A 19,983-nucleotide genomic window follows, 5' to 3' on the forward strand; every position below is an offset into this window, starting at 1 on the left:
GCACAAGATTGTCAGAATTATTTACGTGATAATAACGCGGAAGGTCAAATACGAAGACAGCCCGAACGATCAGTCGTTGGCAAAATTCCGGATGGATCAGGTCAAACGCGCCATCTCCAGAGCCAAAATTACTGAAGGTCTGTGTGTGCAGAGCGAAACCAGCAATCAGGGCAAAGTGATCTGTGCCAGCGTCAGCATGACCCAGCCAACTTAACGGGGGCCGGAACGGATCTTACCGAAGAGATCCGGGCCGCCACTCCATTCCAGGGCATGCAGCGTTCCGAATGCGGCTTAAGGGCCGTCGCTTTCGTTTGTCCGCCGGGGAGCTTTCTTTCATAATAATTTCTTAGATTTTGATAACCCGCCATCGCTTGAACTCCATGAAAGCTCTGTAATTTCATCAGTTCCATCGTATGTGGCGGTAACGGTATTCCCGTTAATCTCAACAGAAAAAGAGGCTACTGGCAAATCTTCGGAATTTTGCTTAACGGTCACAGCTTTGCTGTATTGATTTGATACAGCGCCTTTGCTATCAGTGACTGTTAAACTAACTGTATAAGTTCCTGCTTTCCGAAATACATGTGAAAAATCTTTACTATGTGATAATCCTCCATCTGAAGATTTCCATAAATATGAAATAATATCGCCATTACCATCAGCGTCATAACTTGTATTTGTAGCAACGACTTCCAAATTATTCGTTGTAAAATCAAAAGACGCCACAGGGTCATGATTCTTTCGTTCAACTACAATATCTTCTGAAACAACTGAGGATTGTTTTCCATCTCTGTCAGTTACATAATGAGATATTGTATATGTGCCTTCTTCAACAAAAACATGTTTAAAGTTTTTTTCATTAGATTCACTGCCGTCACTACAAAACCAACTATATTTTAGAATATCATCGTTGCCATCTTCATCAGTACTGGTATCTGTTGCAATAACTTCTAAGTAATTAATACGTGTTGAAAATGATGCTATAGGTTCATGATTTTCATTACTAGTTTCACCACTGCCACTGCCGCCGCCACCGCCGCAAGCAGAGAGTGCAATAACAGATAAAATGGCACAGGAAAGTTTTGAGAATTTCATTTTTGTACTCCATTTTATAATTTAAGTGCCATACATAAACAAACATCATCAAAAAACACCAATAATGCAATCCTGATATCTGACACTTTTCCTATTAAAATTGTGGTTCTATGATTTTTTGATCACTGTTATTTATGATCTAGTATTAAAACCTTTTATGAATACGATATTAAAAAACATACCTGAGATTTCACAGTTAAATTTTGCCTGTTTATTCCCACCAGTTATCCATCTTTGCAATTATAATCTTTCAAAAAATCATAAGTTCTATTTCAATTTTCTGAACAGACACAAAAACTGGCAGGATATCATCAGTAAACGCTAATTTTTTCTCTGTAAAGTAGAAATCCTTACTTTGCTACCAATTGTGATCACGCCTTTAAATTAGACTCTTTGTGTCCTAATTACACATATAAGTTAACTTATTTTTTTTTTTGACCATCTTTTGCTTAACTTCCGTATTCTTTTTGTGAAGTGCTTATAAAAAAACAATCTTTTAAAACTGATGTCGCATACAATTAACCAAGCCATGCTCACCATATTGCTACGTAGCCACATTCTCGAAAAACAGCTAAAAAACGCCCCAAATTTGTCTGTAATGATTTTCAGCTCATGAAGTCTGTCTGCCTGCTTCCTGAAGCGGTGCATCAGGCTATCAATTGTTTCAGCATGCATATCACATGCAGCCCGAGTTCCCGGAAACTGACTGTTTCCGGGAACAGTCAGGATTATTTTGTTAAGCACATCAGAGTTTAAAAAATTCCTGAATGGTAATCACCGGGGGATTCACATTTTTTCTTCCCGGTAGTTAGTTCTTTTTTTTCGGCGGGATATGCTTACCGGGAGTGCCTGCTTTCTAAAACCGGGGGTTATAGCGGTCGGCGCCGGGGATAGCTCTCCGGGCCGGTATTCTGGCAGCCGGATCAGGTGTTCAGTCATACGGATTTTATGTCTGCGGAGCGTTTCGGGATCTGCGGAATTTTTGTTTACAGGTGCTTACATGGACAAACTGTCGATATTTCTGTTTGAATCAAAGTCAATTCAGGCGTATCTGAGCCGGACAGGCAGGCTGAGACACATGATTATTGCCAGCGACCGGCTCGACAGTCTGGTGGGGCCGGATGAGGACGGTCTTATCCAGAGAGCTCTCGCTGCCGCGGGACTGGATCCCGGCCGGGATACCAACATTATTGCCGCGCAGTCCCCAGACTATGAGGTTCAGGAGGATAACGGGAAGATCGTTTTTTTTCGCTACCTGGGCGGAGCCTTCAGCTGCTATGCTCTGGGACAGCAGGGATACGAGAATCTGGTCAGGTTCCGTTTTGCCGTAACTCTTGCCGTGCAGACGGAGCTTCCGGGAATGCCTTTTTCGGATGCCCTGGTTTCCGGGGATCTGGAGGATCTGTCCGATAACCGGGGATTTTTTGACCTCCTGGATCAGGCCTACACCGCTCTGGCCGCTGCCGGTAACCGGCCCCTCATGCTTCTCCCGCTGGCTACGGCCTGCACTGCGTCGGCCGTGGCCACCGGCGAAGCGGCGGTCCGTACCGATGCGGAAGATGCCCGTAATCTCATGAAGGCGGATCGGGACAGTGCGGATGCCGTAATGGTCAGACTGGCCTCTAACTATCAGAAGGTGAATCTCTCGCTGTATATCCGGTACCTGTTCAGCAAGAAGGAGGCCAGAAGCCTCCGGAAGGCAACTGCCGCTCAAAGAGATTTGGCGGCTTCCTTTGACAGAAGGTTCAAGAGCAGCGTGAATTTCAGCGGCAGCGACCAGGATGAAAACGACGGCGATATTGCGCTTATTCACATGGACGGCAACAGTGTCGGCACCACTCTTATCAGACTGCGCAGCGTTCTCAGCGGCAGGGACGGAGAGAATGCAGCTCCGGTATCCCGCGGCGAATATACAAAGGTGATGCTGGAGATCTCCGAAATGCTCCAGAACTCTACCCGAAATGCTGTGAAGGAGGCGATTTCCGGTTTGATGAAGATGAAGAAGGACAGCAGCCTGAACTTCAGGCCGCTGGTGCTGGGAGGAGACGATGTCACTCTGCTTATGGATCCCCGGTATGCCGCAGACTTCTGTGTGAATTTTGCCCGGAAGTTCCGGACAGAGACTGAAACGAGCATTAAAAAAAGCGTGCTTATAGGCAAGTATCTGAAGGGAAAGCTGAAATTTCTCACCTCCAGCGGCGGTATTCTGTTCCAGAAGAAAAAGCATCCCTACCAGGGAGCGGTCAGACTGGTGGAGTCCCTGGCAAAAATGGCCAAGGACCGCTGGAAGAATCTGAGCTCTGCCGCACCTTCGAAGAACGGAACGGAGCTCTGGGATAAAGTCATCTCCGCCTCTGAAAAGGGGGTTATCAGGGTAAATCCCTCCGCAGTGGCATTTGTCAGGGTTACCGAGGCCTCCGGAGAGGCTCTCGGAGAGCTCTTTGACCGGCTGCGCCGCTTCCGCATCCCGTCCGAGGGCCGGGAGTTCTGCACCGGCAGCATGAACGGCTTTGTTACCCTTGGCAGCTCCGATGAGGATGCGGGCGAGGTAACCCTGGAACAGCTTGCGGACTGTGTGGGGAGGCAGCAGGGCGGTGCGGTGATTTCCCGATTCCGCAGAATGCTTTCGGAAATTTCCTGCGGGCGGCTTACTGATGCCCGGCAGCTGTTTAAACAGGCCAGGCGTAATGATGATTCCTTTATAAATAATCCGGTAGTGGAGCTCCTGATTAAGAGCGGGGAGCATGAGGAAGAGGATCCCGACGGCATCTGGTACTATAAGGTGCCTGCCGGACAGGGAGACCGGCAGCAGTCTCAGGATTTTCGCTATGAATCCATCATTAACGATATTCTGGTACTGGATCATTACATCGTGGAGCAGGCACGGGAGGAAAGCTCCGGAACTCCTGCTGAAACTCAGGAGGAGCAATAATGACCACGGCAAAGATTGAGATAGCTTTCCAGTCGTTCTGGTTTGTAGGCACCGGCCGGGAGGCCGGAGTCTATGCCGATTCCATTCCCGTAAAAAGAACACTGGTTTCTGAGTCCGGAATTCCGGTGCCGGTCCCCTGCGTTCCCGGAAAAACCGTCAAGGGCATGTTCCGGGCCGCCTTTCAGACTGCCGGCGGAAACGGCTGGTTTGGTACTAAGAAGGAAGCCGAAGAGCTGGAACACAGGCTCTTCGGGCAGCCCGGACCGGACAAGCTTTCGGAACAGTCTCCGGGGCAGCCCGGACCGGACAGGCCCGCGGAACAGTCTCCGGGGAAGTCCGGAAATCCCGGAATACTGCATTTCAGCATGCTGGAAATCAGCCCGGCCCTCAAAGCGTATCTCAGGAAAGAGCCTGATGCGGCAGGCGAGCTTTTCCGGACGGTGAAGAGCACCGCCATCGACCCTGATACCGGTACGGCCAAAAACAAATCGCTGCGGGAGTATGAGGTGGTGGTGCCTTTAACTCTTACAGGCGAAATCTCCTTCTGCGAGGATGGGATCCGGGATCCGGAACTCCCGGGAGCCCGGGAACTTACAGAGAAGCTTAACCAGGTAGCGGCTCTGATAACGGAGCTGGGAGGCCGCAGAACCCGCGGTTTCGGGCAGTGTGTCATTACTGTTAGGGAGGAGCCCCGGAAATGAAGAAATGGTTTGTTCTGGAGACCATAGACGACATCATAATCGGCACCACCAATGCGGGAGCCTTCGTATCCGCTACCCAGGGCTATATCCCGGGCAGCACCGTCATGGGAACTGTCTGTGCTCTTTATGGCAGAGATAATTTTGAGGCGGATACGCTTAACCTGCTTTTTCAGGAAAATATGGCGGAATTCAGCGATTTCCTGCCCCTGAATGCGGAGGGAAGGGAGACCTTTCCGGCTCCCATGTGCCTCCATGCCGAAAAGAGTCATGACAGCAGCAGTGAGGTGCTGCTTAATTTCCTGAAGAGCGGCGTGAAGGAATCCTTTAAGCAGTATAACCAGATCCGGGGCGATAACCGGGACTCCCGTTTTTTCAGCTACAGTATCAGGCAGACGGTTACCGCCCGTACCGCCATTGACTATAAAACCGATACTGCCAGAAAAAGCGCTCTCTACAGCCGGAACTCCATTGCCGCCGGACAGTGCTTTCTGGGCTGCTGCCGGATACCGGACAGCCTGACAGAGGGCAGAGCCGCTGCCGGATCCCGTTCCGCCACCGCAATTAAGGAGGCCCGGGATGCGGTGTTTGACATCCTCAGGGACGGCCGGGTGCTGCGCATCGGGGCCAGCCGGGGCTCCGAATACGGCCGGGTGCGGGTTCATGACGTTACTGCTCTTATGGAGAGCTCCGCCTCCCGGCAGAATCCGGAATCGGGTACGGTGCTTCCGGACGGCAAAAGAGAGCTGGTGCTCTGGTGTCTCTCCAATACGGAGTTTCTGGATGCGCTGACCAGCTATGATTCCCCGGTGCCGGACAATTCCGGCATGCTCTGGGCTTTCGCCCGCCGGAATATCAGGGCGGAGTTTGTTCCGGAACGGTCCTTTATAAGAACCGGCAGGACCCGGTATTTCAACAATGCCAGAGGCGGGCTGGATTCGGCCCGGGTTTATATAGCCAGAGGCAGCGTTCTCACCTATACCTATGACTACAGCGGAGCGGATCTTCCTGGTATTCTCCGGGATCTGGAAGAGGAGGGGATCGGCATTTCCCGGCAGCTGGGTTTCGGCCGGGTGATGGTGAATCCGCATTTTCTGCTTACCGAAGGCGTGTCCGGCGCAGAATCCCCGCTTTTCGAATCCGGTTTCACATTTTACAGAGACCGGTTTTCCGACGCGGATGATTCATACCTGAAGGACCCGGAGGTGCGCTGGCTCGGGGAGCAGCTCCAGGCCCGGAGAGACTGGGAAAGCATCGAAAAGCTGGCCGAATTATTCCTGAAGCGGGTAGCTGAAATGTATGAAAGCGCCCGGCGTTACTGCGGTATCGGAAAAGAGACGGATTTCGGTCCCGGAAAAACCCAGTGGCAGGCATTGCGGGACGTGCTGGGCGGCCTTTTTTCAGAAAGCATCACGAGTGACTGCCTCCTGGCCGCGGTCCTGAGGGTTACTGTTGCCGGCAAGGAGGAAACCCAGAAGGGCGCAGAGCTGAAACCTGATGATATCTGGAATATCTACTGCCTGTTCCAGGGCTGCACCAATGTGGAAATTACCTTCGGATCCGCCTTCCAGAAACTGGTGCAGGATCTGATCCGCGATGCCGTCAGACTTCAGATGGAAGAGAATGCCGAGAAGGCAGAAAAGACAGAGAAGGCAAGGAAGGCCGAGAATGCAGAGAAGGCTGCCCCGGGGCTGGCCTGCAGGGGGATCATCAGATGTCTGGATCATAATATGACGCTGCTGAACCCGCGGGTATACAGCGAACTTCAGCAGCTTAAGAAGAAGCCTGATGATGATAGGAAACAGGAGACCCGGTAATGTCGCATCTTGTATTGTCACGAATTGTTATTGAAACACAGTCTCCGCTGGCACTGTCCTCCGGCGGTCATGATCTGGGCTCCTCCTCCGATGTGGCCCAGGACTGGAACGGGGTGCCCTGCATTCCTGCCGCTTCTCTTATGGGGGTGTGGCGGGCCAGTGCCCGGAGCTCCGGAATGAAGGATAGCTGGGACAGGTGGTTCGGCTGTGTAAACGGTCAGGAGCCGGGGCGGGCCTCGCGCATTGTGCTTTCGGACGGGCTCCTTCTTGATACCGCCGGTGATGCCAGAAGAGGGCTCGTTCCGAAATGCGAGCTGGAAAAGAATTTATTCACCCGGGAGAATTCGCCGCTGATTATCCGGAGACAGCGCACCAGAATCAATCACCGCGGTGCTGCTGATGCTGCCGGCCATGGCAAGTTTGATACCAAGTGCCTTATGAAGGGCGCCCGTTTTGTTTTTGATATCAAGGCCTTCACGGATGATGCTGCCGGGTTTTCGGCTGCGGATCTGAACGCCATTATCAGTCTTATCGGCGAAGCCTCCTTTGCTGTGGGCGGCGGCCGGACCAGCGGTTTTGGCAGAGTAGCGGTAAAGGGCTTCATTCAGGAAAATATTGATCTTGGCGAGGGCGGTGCGGCCTGCCTGAAGCGGATAACCGCATTCCGCACCAGAAAGCCGCCGCATGAGATCCAGAAGGGAGTTCCGGGCATTTCCTTTAATGCGGACCGGATCCCGGAGCGGTTCCAGCTTCTTCTGGATATGAAGATGAATGTTTCGGGGCTCTATACCGCAGGAACCGGAGGAGACTTTCTTGACAGTCGCCTAAAAATGAGCTTCCCGGGGAAGATGGGAAAATCAGTGGCGCACCCCGGTTCGGAAACAGCCGTGGTCTGGGACGGCTGCCTGGGCAGAATCGACAGCACTGATAAGTTGCGGGCATTTATTCTTCCCGGCAGTGAAATCAAGGGCATAATCGCCCACAGGATGGCGTATCACTATAACCGCCTTGCGGAAAACTGGGCCGATACCGCGCTGGCTCTCGGCGGAAAGGGGGCGGAAATGCCGGAGCCCCTCCAGGTTCTTCTGTTCGGAAGGGCCGGAGACGGGGCGGAAAAGGCTTCTTCAGCTAATGGAGCCCTGTCCGGGAAGCTGTTTTTCAGTGATGCCGTAGTGAGTTACCGGAAGTGCGCAGCCAGAAAGCATAACCGTATTGACAGAATTACCGGCGGGGTGATTGACAAGGCGCTTTTTACCGAGGAACTGGCGGTGAGTCCGGTCTTTGATGTCCGGATCTATATCAGCAGGGATACCCTGGATATCCTTTCCGGGAAGGTTTCCCATGCCCGTTATGATGAGGAGACGGTTTCCCGGGTGGTCACTGCTCTCAGAAGAACCTTCTTTGATCTTGCCCGGGGGCTTCTGCCACTGGGGGCGAAGAGCGGCCGCACGCTTGCAGAGTTTTCCGGATGCAAGAAGGCCTGTGCGGAGCTTGTGGAGTGCTGTTTCCCGCAGCCGGAAAAGAACGGTAAGAAGTGAACAGGCAGACAGACAAACAAATAGACAGAATGGATGAGCGGAAAATGGAAGAGGTTTTAGACAGCGATTTCCGGATAGACGATGCGGAAGCCCGGGACATAATGGCCCGTCTTAAGCTTGATAATGTGCATTACAGCAGGGCTCCCGGGGTTAGCCAGGAGCTCCTTTCGGGAGACGGGCTTAAGAAGCTTTTCAGTAGCTTTCCGGCTTCCCAGGGATGGATTCTCTACACTGACGGCCTTGTTAACTTCATGAAGAGATCCGCCGGGGACGATTCCCGGGAAATTCTGGAGCTGGAACTCTGTGCCGCCGCAGACGGAGAGGGGTACTGCCGGACTCTGAGAGCGGTTCTGATAGCCGAGGATCTGTATTCGGTAACACAGGTTGATCCTGCCGGGGCGGGGGACAACGACTGGGTCTATGCCTATGCTGATACTGCCGTCCTGGTAAAGAACAGTTTCCGAAGCAACCTGGACGGCGAGGGGCTGGCACGGTACCGGGTATGGTATCGCTGTTTCCGCAGCGGGGCCGTTAATAATGCTGTAATGGGCCGCTGGGTACCCTGGATGCAGCAGTTTGCGGGATTTATCAGGTAGGTCAGGAGAAGAAACGCTATGCCAGAAATTATTGCACCCTACAGCTTTGTGCCGCTTCCCGGGAAGGTTTTTGCTCCGGACTGGGCCTATTGTGTTTCTCATGACCTTCCGTTCCCGGACGGCCTTGACGGCGTTATCGATCTGGAGCTTGTCAACCATGGCGACATCTGTGTCGGTTCCGGCGGGGACGAGGAGTCCGAAGATGCGGATTCCGGCGGTAAAAAGCCCCGTGAGGTGTGGTGGGCCCGGGATCCTGAAGACCAGGACCGGCTCATTATTCCAGGCACCTCGGTGAAGGGGATGCTCCGGAACGTTCTCGAGATCGTCTCCCTGGCCCGGCTGACTCCGGATTCCATGTATCAGATAAGGGAGTTTTCGTACCGGGTCCTGGAAAAGGGCGATTACATGAATCAATACCAGAAATATGACCGCGCCCGGGCCTGGCTCCGTTATGACCCTGCTGCCAAGACCTGGAAGCTCAGAAAATGCAAAAGCAAGCATGGAATTATTAAGATTTTTGATGAAGAGCTTAACAAATTCCTGGGTCTTGGCGCGGATTGCGGGATTAAGAACTATGACCCGAAAGCCGGTTTCAAGCAGCAGAGCCTTGAGGAGAAATACGAAAAGGCGCGGAAGTCGCAGAAGGGCCTGGATTTAAATACCAGGGTTCAGGTTTTTCTCAAAACGGAAACTCCGCATCGCGGGCAGTCCTATGAAAGGGTAGTCCGTATTGTCCCTGCCGGTTCTGAGGGGACTTCCAGTGCGGAATCCTCCTGTACCGGATATGTGGTTTTTTCAAATTTCCGGGTAGCTGAAGCAAGTGATAAGGACAAAAAGGCTTTCAGCTACATTTTTCCGGATGACGAGTATGAGCCGGAGATAGAGGTTTCCCAGGATATGGTGCAGGATTTTACCGGTGTCAGCGATACAGCCGCCAAAAACTTCAGGTATCTTCTCGGGCATCAGAACCAGGAGCTGGGAATTCCGGTATGGGCTTTCACGGACAAGGTGGATAGAAAGCTGAAGGAGCTCGGTTTTGCCAAAATGCCCCGTTTTAAGTGCAGGTACAATACAGAGCAGGTCACAGCCAGACACCAGTGGGGAGGGGATGATAAGGACTGGGAACTGGCTGATGAGCTCTATTTCTCATTGCCGGATCTTCTGTTCGGCACCGTCAGAAAGCAATGCGGGCATCTCAGTATCAGGAGCCGGATAGGCTGCACCGATATGGTGTCCGAGAAGGTTTCTTCTGCCGATTTCGGGGAGAAGATGGATATCGTGCTGAGTTCTCCCAAGCCGTCCTTTACCGCCATGTATCTGGAGGATAATAAAACCTATTCCTCAAGCACCGGCATTCCCCGGTCCTCGGGATTCAAGCGCTACCGCTGTCAGGAAAAGTCCACTTCCGGCATTCCGGGAAAGGAGCCGGTTATTTCGAGGCTGGAGGTACTCAGGAAGCCCAAAGCATTTTCCGGAAGGATTAAGTTTCATAATCTTAAGAGAGAGGAGCTGGGAGCTCTGCTGTGGTGTCTGAGATTCGGGGAAACGCTGCAGGATTCCGCGAAATCTCCCTTTTACCACAATATCGGGCATGGCAAGCCCTACGGCCTCGGAGCGGTGCAGTTCCGCAGGATTGCCGTGGAGGTGCCGGATTATGACTCTTTCGGCATGAAGCGCCTTGATACTGCCGAGCTGGATGCCATGGTGCGGAGTTTCTGCGAGCTTATGGACCGGGAGTTTGAGAAGGCCGGCGGCGGCAGCAATCTCTGGAGCACTTCGGCGCAGGTGGAGATGCTCCGCTCTCTGGCGGTTCTTCATGATGATTATGTCCGGGATTCCCGGGTTTACAATGCTCAGGGAGATTTTAAGCATCTGAATAATGCCCGGATGCCGAAGATTCCGCGAGTTCAGGTTATTGATGGCACGGCTGTCACGGATCCCAAGGATGTGATTCAGCGCCAGAATCCTGCAGACAGTCAGCAGCTACTTACTATCACCGGCCTTAATAAAAAATACTGCAGGTATCCTGAAATCGATGCAATGTACCAGTATCTTATCAAGGAACGAGGCAACGATAAATATTTAAAGAAATGTTGTGACGATCTGGAAGAGAAGAAGAAGGAACTGAGAGAGCAGGAGAAATTTAACAGGATCAGCTGCGCGGCTATCAGGGATTTCATATCTTCAGAAGGCTATAAACAGATGTCCCAGATTTCTAACTGCAAGGCCGCCGGATCGCTGCCGGTTTCCGGTGACAAAATTACCGCCTTCCTTAAGGAAGTGGAGGCTGCTCAGGAGCTCTCGGAGACGGACAAAATAGTGCTGGATGATATTCTTAAATCGGCATGGCTGAAAGCCTATAAGGAAGTTAAGAAAAATGCTGCAGTAAGAAAGAAGCTGGTGAATGACATCCGGGAGAAGCACGGTCTGTCTGAGACTTAAAGATCAGAGATACGGTTAATTCCGGTGCCGGATGGGACAGGAGCCGGCAGGAAGGCGGTATTGCCAGGGCCGCAGGGCAGGGGAACTGACCTGACAGCAAGCCGGGCGGCGCGGGGGAACGAAATGTTTCTGACCGCCGGAGCCGGACACGGCTTCCTGGTTCCGGGGGGTAAGGAGTGCGCCTGCATTCTCATCAGGATTTCTTTTCCCGTGCTGCTTTCCGGGCCCGGCGCTGTGCTCTGTTATTGGCCTCGGAAGCAAACAGTTCCACGGCTTCATCTGTAAGATCCTCATCCAGAATAGCACCTGTGGGCACGGTTTTTGCCCAGGGGCAGAGTTTCCGGTAATCCACATCCAGAATCACCGTGTACGGCGGCCCGCAGCGATCGTTTACCGTCATATACAGATGACGGCCTCTCCGGCGGATCAGATCTTCCGGACTGCCGGCGCCGGGTGTATTCACAAGATCATATATCTCCTTCGGTATCTCATACAGATCATGATTGCAGCCGCCGCCGATCTCCGCGGTACAGAGACCGGTTTCCGGATCATAGCAGCAGCGCCACCCCTTACCGGTTTTAAATTCCATAATTTTTTCCTCTCATAAGACAATTCCGCACTCAGCCGTTTCCTGCAGTGCAGTATGACTCGGTATTTCCGATATGATAAACGTTTCAGATTATTTTAGCAGCTGAATGCTTTAGAATAACTGTCAGATTTAAGCTTCAGTGAGCCAGTTACGGACCTGGGGCCTTCCCTGCCACCGGCAGTGGCGGGGCAATGGTCAGTAAAGGCCGGGAAGAACCGGTGCGGGAAAGACTGAAGCGGGAAAGAACTTCAAGGATTGAACAGGAGTCCCTATGGATTATTTTCAGGAGCTTTTAAGATCAGAGAGCTATGATTTCATCCGGACAAACGAGAGACTCGGGGAGCGGATAATGCTTCTGGGGCTGGGCGGGAGTCATGCCTACGGCACTGCCAATGAGAACAGCGACGTGGATTTCCGGGGCATAACGCTGAACCTGCCCTCGGATCTTATCGGGCTTACGAAGTTCGAGCAGTATGTGGATGACGGTACCGATACGGTCATTTACAGCTTTAACAAGATGGTAAAGCTCCTTCTGGAATGCAATCCCAACACCTGCGAGATTCTGGGGCTGGAGGATGATCAGTACCTGATAAGGTCTCCGCTGGGGCAGGAGCTCCGGGAGAATGCCGGCCTCTTTCTTTCCATGCGGGCGGTACGCAGCTTCGGGAGATACGCCAACGATCAGCTCCGGCGTCTTCAGAATGCCCTGGCCCGGGATTCTCTGCCGCAGCCGGACCGGGAGCGGCATATCATGAATTCCGTAAAGTGCGTTATCGAGGACTTTAACCGCAAGAACGGAGATGAAGTGAAGTCCTTAGCCGGAACAGGGGATTTCCGGATCAGCCTGGACAGCTCTGCTAATCCGGAAATGGAGACGGAGATATTTATGGATGCCGTCCTAAGCCACTATCCGCTCCGGCGGTTTGCGGATCTGTCCGGCCAGGTGCGGGCCGTGCTCCGGGAATATGACAGGCTCGGAGCCCGCAACAAAAAGAAGGACGACAATCATCTTAACAAGCATGCCATGCATCTGGTGCGGCTTCTGATGATGGCCCGGGACATTGTGGAAAAGCGCCGGATTATCACCAGGAGAACGGAAGATCTTTCCGTGCTTCTTTCTATCAGGCGGGGGGACTTCATGCTGGAGGACGGTACCTATTCCCGGGATTTCTATGCTCTCGTGGACGAATACGAAAGAAAGCTGGACGAGGCGATACGGCATACCAGTCTTCCGGAGGAGCCGGACATGGCAGCGGTAGGGCGTTTTGTGGAGCGGGTAAATCTTTATGCGGTTACCGGGAGGTTCTGATATGGATGCCAGTATGGAAAGGGAAATCAAAAACAGGCTGGAACAGGTGGAGGCGGAATATAGTGTCCGCATTCTGTTTGCTGCGGAATCCGGTAGCCGGGCCTGGGGGCTGGAATCTCCGGACAGCGATTATGATGTCCGGTTTGTGTATGTGCGTCCGCTCAGGGAATACCTCCGGGTGGACGAGCCCCGGGACGTTATCGAATGGCAGCTTGACGCGGTTTATGACATCAATGACTGGGATTTTCGGAAAGCGCTCATGCACCTCGGCAAAAGTAACCCTGTCGTTTTCGAATGGCTTAATTCTCCGCTTGTCTACCGGGAAGCTCCGGAATGGGCCGGGGTGCGGGATGCGGCACAGCGAGTGTTTTCAGAAAGAGCCGGAGTCCGCCATTACTACGGTCTTGCCAAAAACACCTTCCTGACCCATCTTACCGGAGACCGTGTCAGCTATAAGAAGTACTTCTATGCGCTCCGTCCGCTCCTGGCTGCCAGATATATCGAATCCCGGCATGAGGCACCGCCGATGCGTTTTCAGGAGCTTATGAATCAGGTGCTGCCGGAGGATCTCAGGGAGGCTGTAACCGCGCTTCTGGAGGTGAAACGGCAGACTCTCGAAGGGGATCTCCTGCCCCGGATTCCGGCCATAAGCGACTTTATTGAAGCCGAGATCCGTGCTCAGCAGGAAATCCTGGGCCGGCTCCCGGACAGCCGGAACCGGGACATTGCCGCGCTGAACCGGATTTTTCAGGAAATTGTCCTTGCCTGATGACAGACGTCTCAGGAAGAAATCTGCAGGGCATAAAGAGCTAAACGCCGCGGGCATAGGACGGTTTTGGAGCGCCGTGATCCCAATTCCTGCGGCACCGGAAGAAGCCCCGGAGAAAACGGCCTTTATGGGAGATAAACCTCAGCTGTACAGAAACGGCACCGGCAGTAAATCAGCACCCAAATCCGGGGCTTATCACCGCCTGCTGTTCTGAGGCTCCCGGGCCCCCCGGAAGCAGAATACGCTGTCCGGGAATTCTGGTGACCTCCTCCAAAGTTTCAGGCGAAGGACAGCAATTGTTCTCCCGGCCCGGAAGGTCATTCTTTACAATAGAGGTACGGACAGCAGTTTTTCATGCACTCATGATATGTAAGTTTCCGGTCCGGCAGTAACGTTATCCGGAAGCCACCTGGCGGAAAGGCTCCTCAAAACAGCATTTTAAAGCTGCAAAAATTTAGGTTTCTGGAGAATTCCCCTATAACAGTGCCGGAGGCCGGCGGAAGAAGGCACCGGGTAACACTGCAGCCTGAACTCAGGATTACTTTCTTACAGACTATAAGCAGATAAAAGTCTTAATAATGCGGATATGTAACCTGTTACACAGACTAATGATATAAGCAACCTGCAGGATATAAAATTAACAGTCGGATCCAGGTCTTGTAACTGGCCGCAAAAATGCGTTAGCTAAAAGAATAAAAACTATTACTTAAAAAATGAGTCTAAGGATCTTAAATGATGTACCGCATTTCAGTTTTTTGTGATGGAGATCGGGCACCCAGGTAATATTCTCCTTTTTAGGGGATCGGTTTTTTGAAAAAGTGGTAGAATTTTATGTAACAAAAATCTAACTGGAACACTGTCAGGATGTGATGTATTTTTGACACCGGCTGGGCCTTTGTGACATAATGGCCCCCGAACGGAGGAGCCGCAAAGGGGTCAACCCTTTCGCGGTATTGAAACAAGACTGTTAAGGATCTCAAAAAGAGTGGAGCCGTAAGCCGCAAAGGGGTCAACCCTTTCGCGGTATTGAAACCCCAGATTGTGGAACCGGGTAAGCAGAAGGGACGGAGCCGCAAAGGGGTCAGCCCTTTCGCGGTATTGAAACCGGCGTAGCATTCATAGTATTCATCACGGAGAATTTCGCCGCAAAGGGGCCAACCCTTTCGCGGTATTGAAACTCAACCTCGCCAGTAACCTCAAATTCTTCGGTTACGCGCCGCAAAGGGGCCAACCCTTTCGCGGTATTGAAACTACTCCTGCCGAGGTACGCCGCTCCACTCCTGCGGGATGCCGCAAAGGGGGGCCAACCCTTTCGCGGTATTGAAACCATTGTCGCCGCAAATCTTATGTAACCCGGTTTCATGGGCCGCAAAGGGGTCAATCCTTTCGCGGTATTGAAACTCAACCTCGCCAGTAACCTCAAATTCTTCGGTTACGCGCCGCAAAGGGGCCAATCCTTTCGCGGTATTGAAACTTAATTAAAAAATACACATTAACCGGGCTGTCCGCCAGCCGCAAAGGGGCCAACCCTTTCGCGGTATTGAAGCCTGGTCTTAATCTTTCCATCCACGTAAATCTGGATGTCAGCCGCAAAGGGACTGTCCCTTCGCGGCAGGGCCCTTTTTGAGTTAAAAAATGTTTTTTCGTTTTATAGAAGCTGCCGCCCGTATGCGGTATTCTGCTTTCTGAATCTTTTTTCTGATTGTCTATTTTTATTCGTTCCTGCTCTGGAGTTTATTTCCAGAATACCCTTGGAACCGCTGCTGAGAATTCCTTCCTGCCCCAAACGCCGGAAAGCAGCATGAAATTTCCCGGAGAAATCCTGCAGTGTCCGGTGCCAGTAACAGGTTCTGATTATCTGGTTATCTCCAGGAGGGCGGTTTTTCCCCAAACTCCTCCTGGCCAGTGCCGTCAGATTCCCGGACAGAAGCCGCAGGCCGTAAGTCCCTTATTTAGTCCCTAAAATCCCCTAAATCCCATTCCTTGGATACCGCGCACCGGAACAGAGCTTTTTCAGCAGTGCCTGATAATCCTTAGCTTCCGTTCCGGTCTGTGCTTTCGAGAACTCAAAAAAAGCCCCCGCAAGTTTGTTCAGCTTACGGGGGCTTTATAGAGTACGGATCTTGTGAAGATTAGTCCGGACAGGAGCATGGAGCTCCGTCAGGTATTATTCGGCAGCACTGTCAGCGGCCTTTTCGGCGGCTTCTCCGTTAGCAGCTGCATTTTCCTTGTCTTCTGCTGCTTCCTTCTTTTCCGGGAAGATGATGCTGGCCAGAATGCCTGCGCCCAGGGTAACCACAATCACAATCATGGAGATAACGTTGGAAAGCTCCAGATCCGGCTTTCCGGCCAGACCGCAGGCGGCGTTGTAGATCAGCTTGAAGCCGATGAATACCAGGAGGAAGATTACGGCCTTTTCCAGATGGCACAGGAACTTGGTCAGCGACTCCAGCACGAAGTACAGGGATCTGAGACCGAGGATGGCGAAGATCATGGCGCTGTAGATAATGAGGGGTTCCTTGCTCACTGCGATTACTGCCGGCACAGAGTCAAACGAAAACGATACGTCGCTTAATTCCACCACACCGAGACAGAGGAACAGCGGGGTGGCATAGATGAGGCCGCTTCTCTTCAGTGTCAGAGACTGGTTTTCCGGAAGTGCCTTCAGCTCCTCCACGGTCTTTTTTCCCAGGAAGAAGGAGTGTCCCTGCAGCTTCGGCCACATGGGGAACAGGCTTCTGGTGAACCGGTAGGCCTTATGGGTGGAGTAGTCTTCGATTTCATCGTCGTCATCGCCGCCTTCCTTGAACATGACATAGGCAGTATAGAGCACAAAGAGACCGAAGAGGATTTCCACTCCTGAGCCGAAGGACAGCAGGAAGGTTCCCACGCCTACAAATATGGCCCGGAAGAAGATGGCTCCCAGAATGCCGTAGTAGAGCACCCGGTGCCGCATGCCCCGGGGAATCTTGAACCAGGTGAAGATTGCCATGATGGCAAAGAGGTTATCAACGGACAGGGACTTCTCCAGAACGTAGCCCGAGAAGAACAGCGAGGCCACGTCGCTGTTGAAATGCCAGTAGAGAAAGCCTCCGAAGCATACTGATACAAAGACCCAGAATACTGACCACAGGCAGGCCGAGCGGAACGAAACCTCCCGGTCGTCATGGTGGCACATGAGGTCGATTATCAGACAGATAATAACGGTGACTGCAAAAATTATGATGGTGCTTGTTTCAAGCGTGTTCGGCAAACCTTCGGTCATACTTATTCCTTGAACTCATGGTTGAACTGTGCCGGAACTGCCGGCCGGCCGGGGTCAATTATAGACTAGTTTCTGCGGCGGGGGGATAATTTAAAAAGACGGATTATTAAAATCGCGTCTGAGATACCGGAATTATTTATGACCGGCAGGGATATCGGAGTCCGCAGAGGGGGAGATGTTCGGAGGTTTTTGCAATTCACTTCAAATTTTATTCCCGTCCCGCGCGGGGCTCGTTGACAGTTTTTTTTCCGGAAAAATATAATCACTTCAAACCGGCGGCCGGCCTTCGATTTCGGGAGCCCGGCGGTGCGGAGACGGTCATCCGGAGGCGCTCAGATCAGGTCTTCCGGGAACTCCCGTCTCCGGGGCTTCTGCCGGAAATCAGAGTTTTATTTTCAGGAGTTCATTATGCCTATTAATTTGTCAAAGGGTCAGAAGGTCAGTCTCACCAAGGGCAACCCCGGGCTTTCCAAGATTATGGTCGGTCTGGGCTGGGATGTTAATGCGTTTGATTCCGGCACCGATTTTGACCTGGATGCCTCCGTGTTCATGACTGATGCCAGCGGCAAGTGTCCGTCTGATGCCGAATTCATTTTCTACGGCAATCTTGAGCACAAGAGCGGTTCCGTAAAGCACATGGGCGACAACCGCACCGGCGACGGCGAGGGCGATGACGAGCAGATCGATATTGATCTTTCCAAGGTTCCCGAGAGTATTGGCAAAATCGCCTTTACCGTAACCATTTATGAGGCGGATCAGAGAAAGCAGAACTTTGGCCAGGTATCCAAGGCCTACTGCCGCATTGTGGATCAGTCCAACGGTCAGGAGATTGCCCGTTTCGATCTGGGCGAGGACTTCTCCATTGAAACCGCGGTAGTGGTAGGCGAGCTCTACCGGAACAACGGCGAGTGGAAATTCAATGCCATCGGGAGCGGCTTCCAGGGCGGTCTGGCTGCACTCTGCGCTCATTACGGCATTGATGCCGCCTGACAGCAGGCGACCGGGATCCCCTGAGGCCCAGGCCTTCCTCCGGAATGCGCCGGCAATAAGGGGATTTTTCCGTGACGGGGCGGAATAGCACCCCGGAAAACACAGCATACAAACAAGGAATTCAGAAATGTCGGTAAAACTTCAGAAAGGACAGAAGGTCAGCCTGACCAAAACCAGCGCCGGTCTTTCAAAGGTGATTGTGGGACTCGGCTGGGACGAGGCGCCCCGGCAGAGCAGCGGGGGCGGCGGCTTTCTGTCATCCCTGTTTTCAGGCGGCGGCTCGGGGGGCAGCAGCATTGACTGTGACGCGTTTGCTCTTTTGCTTTCGGACGGGAAGCTTCAGGGGAAATCCGATGTGGTGTATTTCGGAAATCTTGAGCACAAGAGCGGTTCTGTAAAGCATATGGGCGACAACCTGACCGGAGCCGGAGAGGGGGATGACGAGCAGATTGTCATCAACCTGGATTCCGTGCCGGCTCAGTATGATCGTATTCTGATGGGGGTGAACATCTACAGCGCCCAGTCCCGCAAGCAGCACTTCGGGATGATCCGGAACGCCTTTATCAGACTGGTTGATGCCCGCACCAGCCAGGAGATGTGCATTTTCAACCTGACCGAGGACTATTCCGGCATGACCGCCATGGTGTTCGGGGAGGTGTACCGTCATAACGGCGAGTGGAAGTTCAATGCCATAGGACAGGGAACCACCGACGGCTCCATTAACGAGTTCATAAAGCGCTACGCCTAGCGCTGACGGCAGGTGATAAAACGGAGGAGGCTTGCGGAGCCTCCTTCTCTTTTTGTGGCTTTTCAGCTTTTTTATGCCCCTTTACAGGGCATTTTTCACAGTTTTTCTGCATTGCGGCAGTGCGGTTTTGCGGATATCCTGGCGGAAATCTGCTATTATTACGCGGTTTTTTAGAGCAGAATTTTGGAGGACGGCAGCATGGTAAAGGTTTGGTTCAATCACTGGTTCAGCGCGGCATACAACATTATGAGCATGATAAAGGAGGATAATCCGGACTTCCGCATTGTCGGCTCCAACGAAAACCGGGTTTCCGTGCTTTCGGCAGTCTGCGATGAATGGTATCAGGAGCCCGCGCTTAAGGGAAACGACTATGCGGATTTCTGCCTTGATTTCTGCCGGGAGCACGAGATTTCCGTGTTTATGCCGCGCCGTGAAATGCTGGCCGTCAGCAGAAGAAAGGCCGATTTCGAGGCTGCCGGCGTTAAGGTTATGGCGGATGACTACGGGATCCTGGAGATTCTCAACTACAAGGACCGGGCCTACCAGGAGCTGGCCCGGCGGGGCGTTTCCACTATTCCCGAGTACCGGATTGTCACCACTCCTTCCGGCTTTGCCGAGGCCTACCGGGAGCTTTCCGGCAAATTCCGGGAGGTCTGCATCAAATTTGTTCACGACGAGGGCGGCAAAAGCTACCGTCTTATTGACAACACCCGCCGGGGGTATGCTGCGCTCTTCAGGAAGCAGAATACCAGAATGACCTATGATGCGGTCTTCGAGGCTCTTTCCGAGAGAGAGGAGTTTTCTCCTCTGATGGTGATGCCGAATCTGTCCGGTGACGAGGTCAGCGTGGACTGCCTCAATACGTCCCGGGGGCTTATTATGCTGCCCCGGATCAAGGATTCCTCCAGAATCGAGCGGCTTTCCTTCCGGGAGGATATTCTGGAGAAGACCCGGGAGGTATACCGGGCTGTAAAGCTGGAATGCCCCTGCAATATCCAGTTCAAGTATCTGGACGATAAGCCGTATTTTCTGGAGGTTAACACCAGAATGTCCGGCGGGGTCCAGATGGCCTGTCTGGCGGGGAAGGTAAACATCCCCTCCATTGCGGTAAACAAGCTTCTGGGGATTGACCGGGAGTGGGAGATCTGCCGGGACGAGCGGTATGTCACCCATGTGGAGCTCCCGGTGCTTCTGTAGT

Annotated in this window: 14 protein-coding genes, 1 pseudogene and 1 CRISPR repeat array; of the genes and pseudogenes, 12 read left to right on the forward strand and 3 right to left on the reverse strand. The window is 52.6% G+C overall.

The window, feature by feature from the left end:
- Positions 1–214, forward strand: a pseudogene (locus F557_RS0111710) (IS110 family transposase); the annotation flags it as partial.
- Between the two features lie 119 nt (positions 215–333).
- On the opposite strand, the gene F557_RS0111715 reads toward F557_RS0111710, so the two are convergent.
- Positions 334–1,092 (reverse strand): PKD domain-containing protein, encoded by a 759-nt coding sequence (locus tag F557_RS0111715; RefSeq protein ID WP_019002410.1) that lies wholly within the window; start codon positions 1,090–1,092, stop codon positions 334–336.
- 1,000 nt (positions 1,093–2,092) lie between these two features.
- On the opposite strand from F557_RS0111715, the gene F557_RS0111730 reads away from it, so the two are divergent.
- From F557_RS0111730 to F557_RS0111755, 6 genes are read left to right on the forward strand one after another with little or no spacing between them, the layout of a single operon-like run.
- Positions 2,093–4,024, forward strand: a complete 1,932-nt coding sequence (locus F557_RS0111730) for a Cas10/Cmr2 second palm domain-containing protein (protein WP_019002413.1) — start codon at positions 2,093–2,095, stop codon at positions 4,022–4,024.
- On the forward strand, positions 4,024–4,725 hold the full coding sequence (locus F557_RS0111735) for an RAMP superfamily CRISPR-associated protein (RefSeq protein WP_019002414.1): 702 nt from the start codon (positions 4,024–4,026) through the stop codon (positions 4,723–4,725). Before F557_RS0111730 ends, F557_RS0111735 begins: the two co-directional genes overlap by 1 nt.
- Complete coding sequence (locus F557_RS0111740; protein ID WP_019002415.1) at positions 4,722–6,539, forward strand: hypothetical protein; 1,818 nt, start codon at positions 4,722–4,724, stop codon at positions 6,537–6,539. Before F557_RS0111735 ends, F557_RS0111740 begins: the two co-directional genes overlap by 4 nt.
- The gene (locus tag F557_RS0111745; RefSeq protein WP_019002416.1) at positions 6,539–8,077 is read left to right on the forward strand and encodes an RAMP superfamily CRISPR-associated protein; all 1,539 of its coding nucleotides are present in this window, start codon (positions 6,539–6,541) and stop codon (positions 8,075–8,077) included. The genes F557_RS0111740 and F557_RS0111745 overlap by 1 nt, the downstream gene beginning before the upstream one ends.
- Before the next feature lie 44 nt (positions 8,078–8,121).
- The gene (locus tag F557_RS0111750) at positions 8,122–8,673 is read left to right on the forward strand and encodes a hypothetical protein (protein ID WP_157617864.1); all 552 of its coding nucleotides are present in this window, start codon (positions 8,122–8,124) and stop codon (positions 8,671–8,673) included.
- 18 nt (positions 8,674–8,691) lie between these two features.
- Positions 8,692–11,115: a TIGR03986 family type III CRISPR-associated RAMP protein gene (locus tag F557_RS0111755; protein ID WP_019002418.1), complete on the forward strand. Its 2,424-nt coding sequence runs from the start codon at positions 8,692–8,694 to the stop codon at positions 11,113–11,115.
- A gap of 193 nt (positions 11,116–11,308) precedes the next feature.
- Here the strand turns inward: F557_RS0111755 and F557_RS0111765 are convergent, their stop codons facing one another.
- On the reverse strand, positions 11,309–11,704 hold the full coding sequence (locus F557_RS0111765) for a hypothetical protein (protein WP_019002420.1): 396 nt from the start codon (positions 11,702–11,704) through the stop codon (positions 11,309–11,311).
- 271 nt (positions 11,705–11,975) lie between these two features.
- Here F557_RS0111765 and F557_RS0111770 point away from each other — a divergent pair, with 271 nt between their 5' ends.
- Together F557_RS0111770 and F557_RS0111775 are read left to right on the forward strand one after the other, a co-directional pair.
- The gene (locus tag F557_RS0111770; RefSeq protein ID WP_019002421.1) at positions 11,976–13,013 is read left to right on the forward strand and encodes a nucleotidyltransferase domain-containing protein; all 1,038 of its coding nucleotides are present in this window, start codon (positions 11,976–11,978) and stop codon (positions 13,011–13,013) included.
- Between the two features lies 1 nt (position 13,014).
- On the forward strand, positions 13,015–13,782 hold the full coding sequence (locus tag F557_RS0111775; RefSeq protein ID WP_019002422.1) for a nucleotidyltransferase domain-containing protein: 768 nt from the start codon (positions 13,015–13,017) through the stop codon (positions 13,780–13,782).
- Between the two features lie 932 nt (positions 13,783–14,714).
- Positions 14,715–15,329: a CRISPR direct-repeat array (repeat unit 28 nt; unit sequence GGGGCCAACCCTTTCGCGGTATTGAAAC).
- Positions 15,330–15,949: 620 nt separating this feature from the next.
- Here the strand turns inward: F557_RS0111775 and F557_RS0111790 are convergent.
- Complete coding sequence (locus F557_RS0111790) at positions 15,950–17,047, reverse strand: TerC/Alx family metal homeostasis membrane protein (protein ID WP_019002425.1); 1,098 nt, start codon at positions 17,045–17,047, stop codon at positions 15,950–15,952.
- Between the two features lie 408 nt (positions 17,048–17,455).
- On the opposite strand from F557_RS0111790, the gene F557_RS0111800 reads away from it, so the two are divergent.
- The 3 genes from F557_RS0111800 to F557_RS0111815 all read left to right on the forward strand — a co-directional run bounded on the left by F557_RS0111800 (position 17,456) and on the right by F557_RS0111815 (position 19,982).
- The gene (locus F557_RS0111800) at positions 17,456–18,037 is read left to right on the forward strand and encodes a TerD family protein (RefSeq protein WP_019002427.1); all 582 of its coding nucleotides are present in this window, start codon (positions 17,456–17,458) and stop codon (positions 18,035–18,037) included.
- A gap of 127 nt (positions 18,038–18,164) precedes the next feature.
- Positions 18,165–18,785 carry a TerD family protein gene (locus F557_RS0111805; RefSeq protein WP_019002428.1) on the forward strand — a complete coding sequence of 207 codons (621 nt, stop codon included), beginning with the start codon at positions 18,165–18,167 and terminating at the stop codon, positions 18,783–18,785.
- 198 nt (positions 18,786–18,983) lie between these two features.
- Positions 18,984–19,982, forward strand: coding sequence for an ATP-grasp domain-containing protein (locus tag F557_RS0111815; protein WP_019002430.1), 999 nt, complete (start codon positions 18,984–18,986; stop codon positions 19,980–19,982).
- Position 19,983 lies beyond the last annotated feature (1 nt).

This window comes from Succinimonas amylolytica DSM 2873 (assembly GCF_000378405.1).
GTDB lineage: Bacteria > Pseudomonadota > Gammaproteobacteria > Enterobacterales > Succinivibrionaceae > Succinimonas > Succinimonas amylolytica.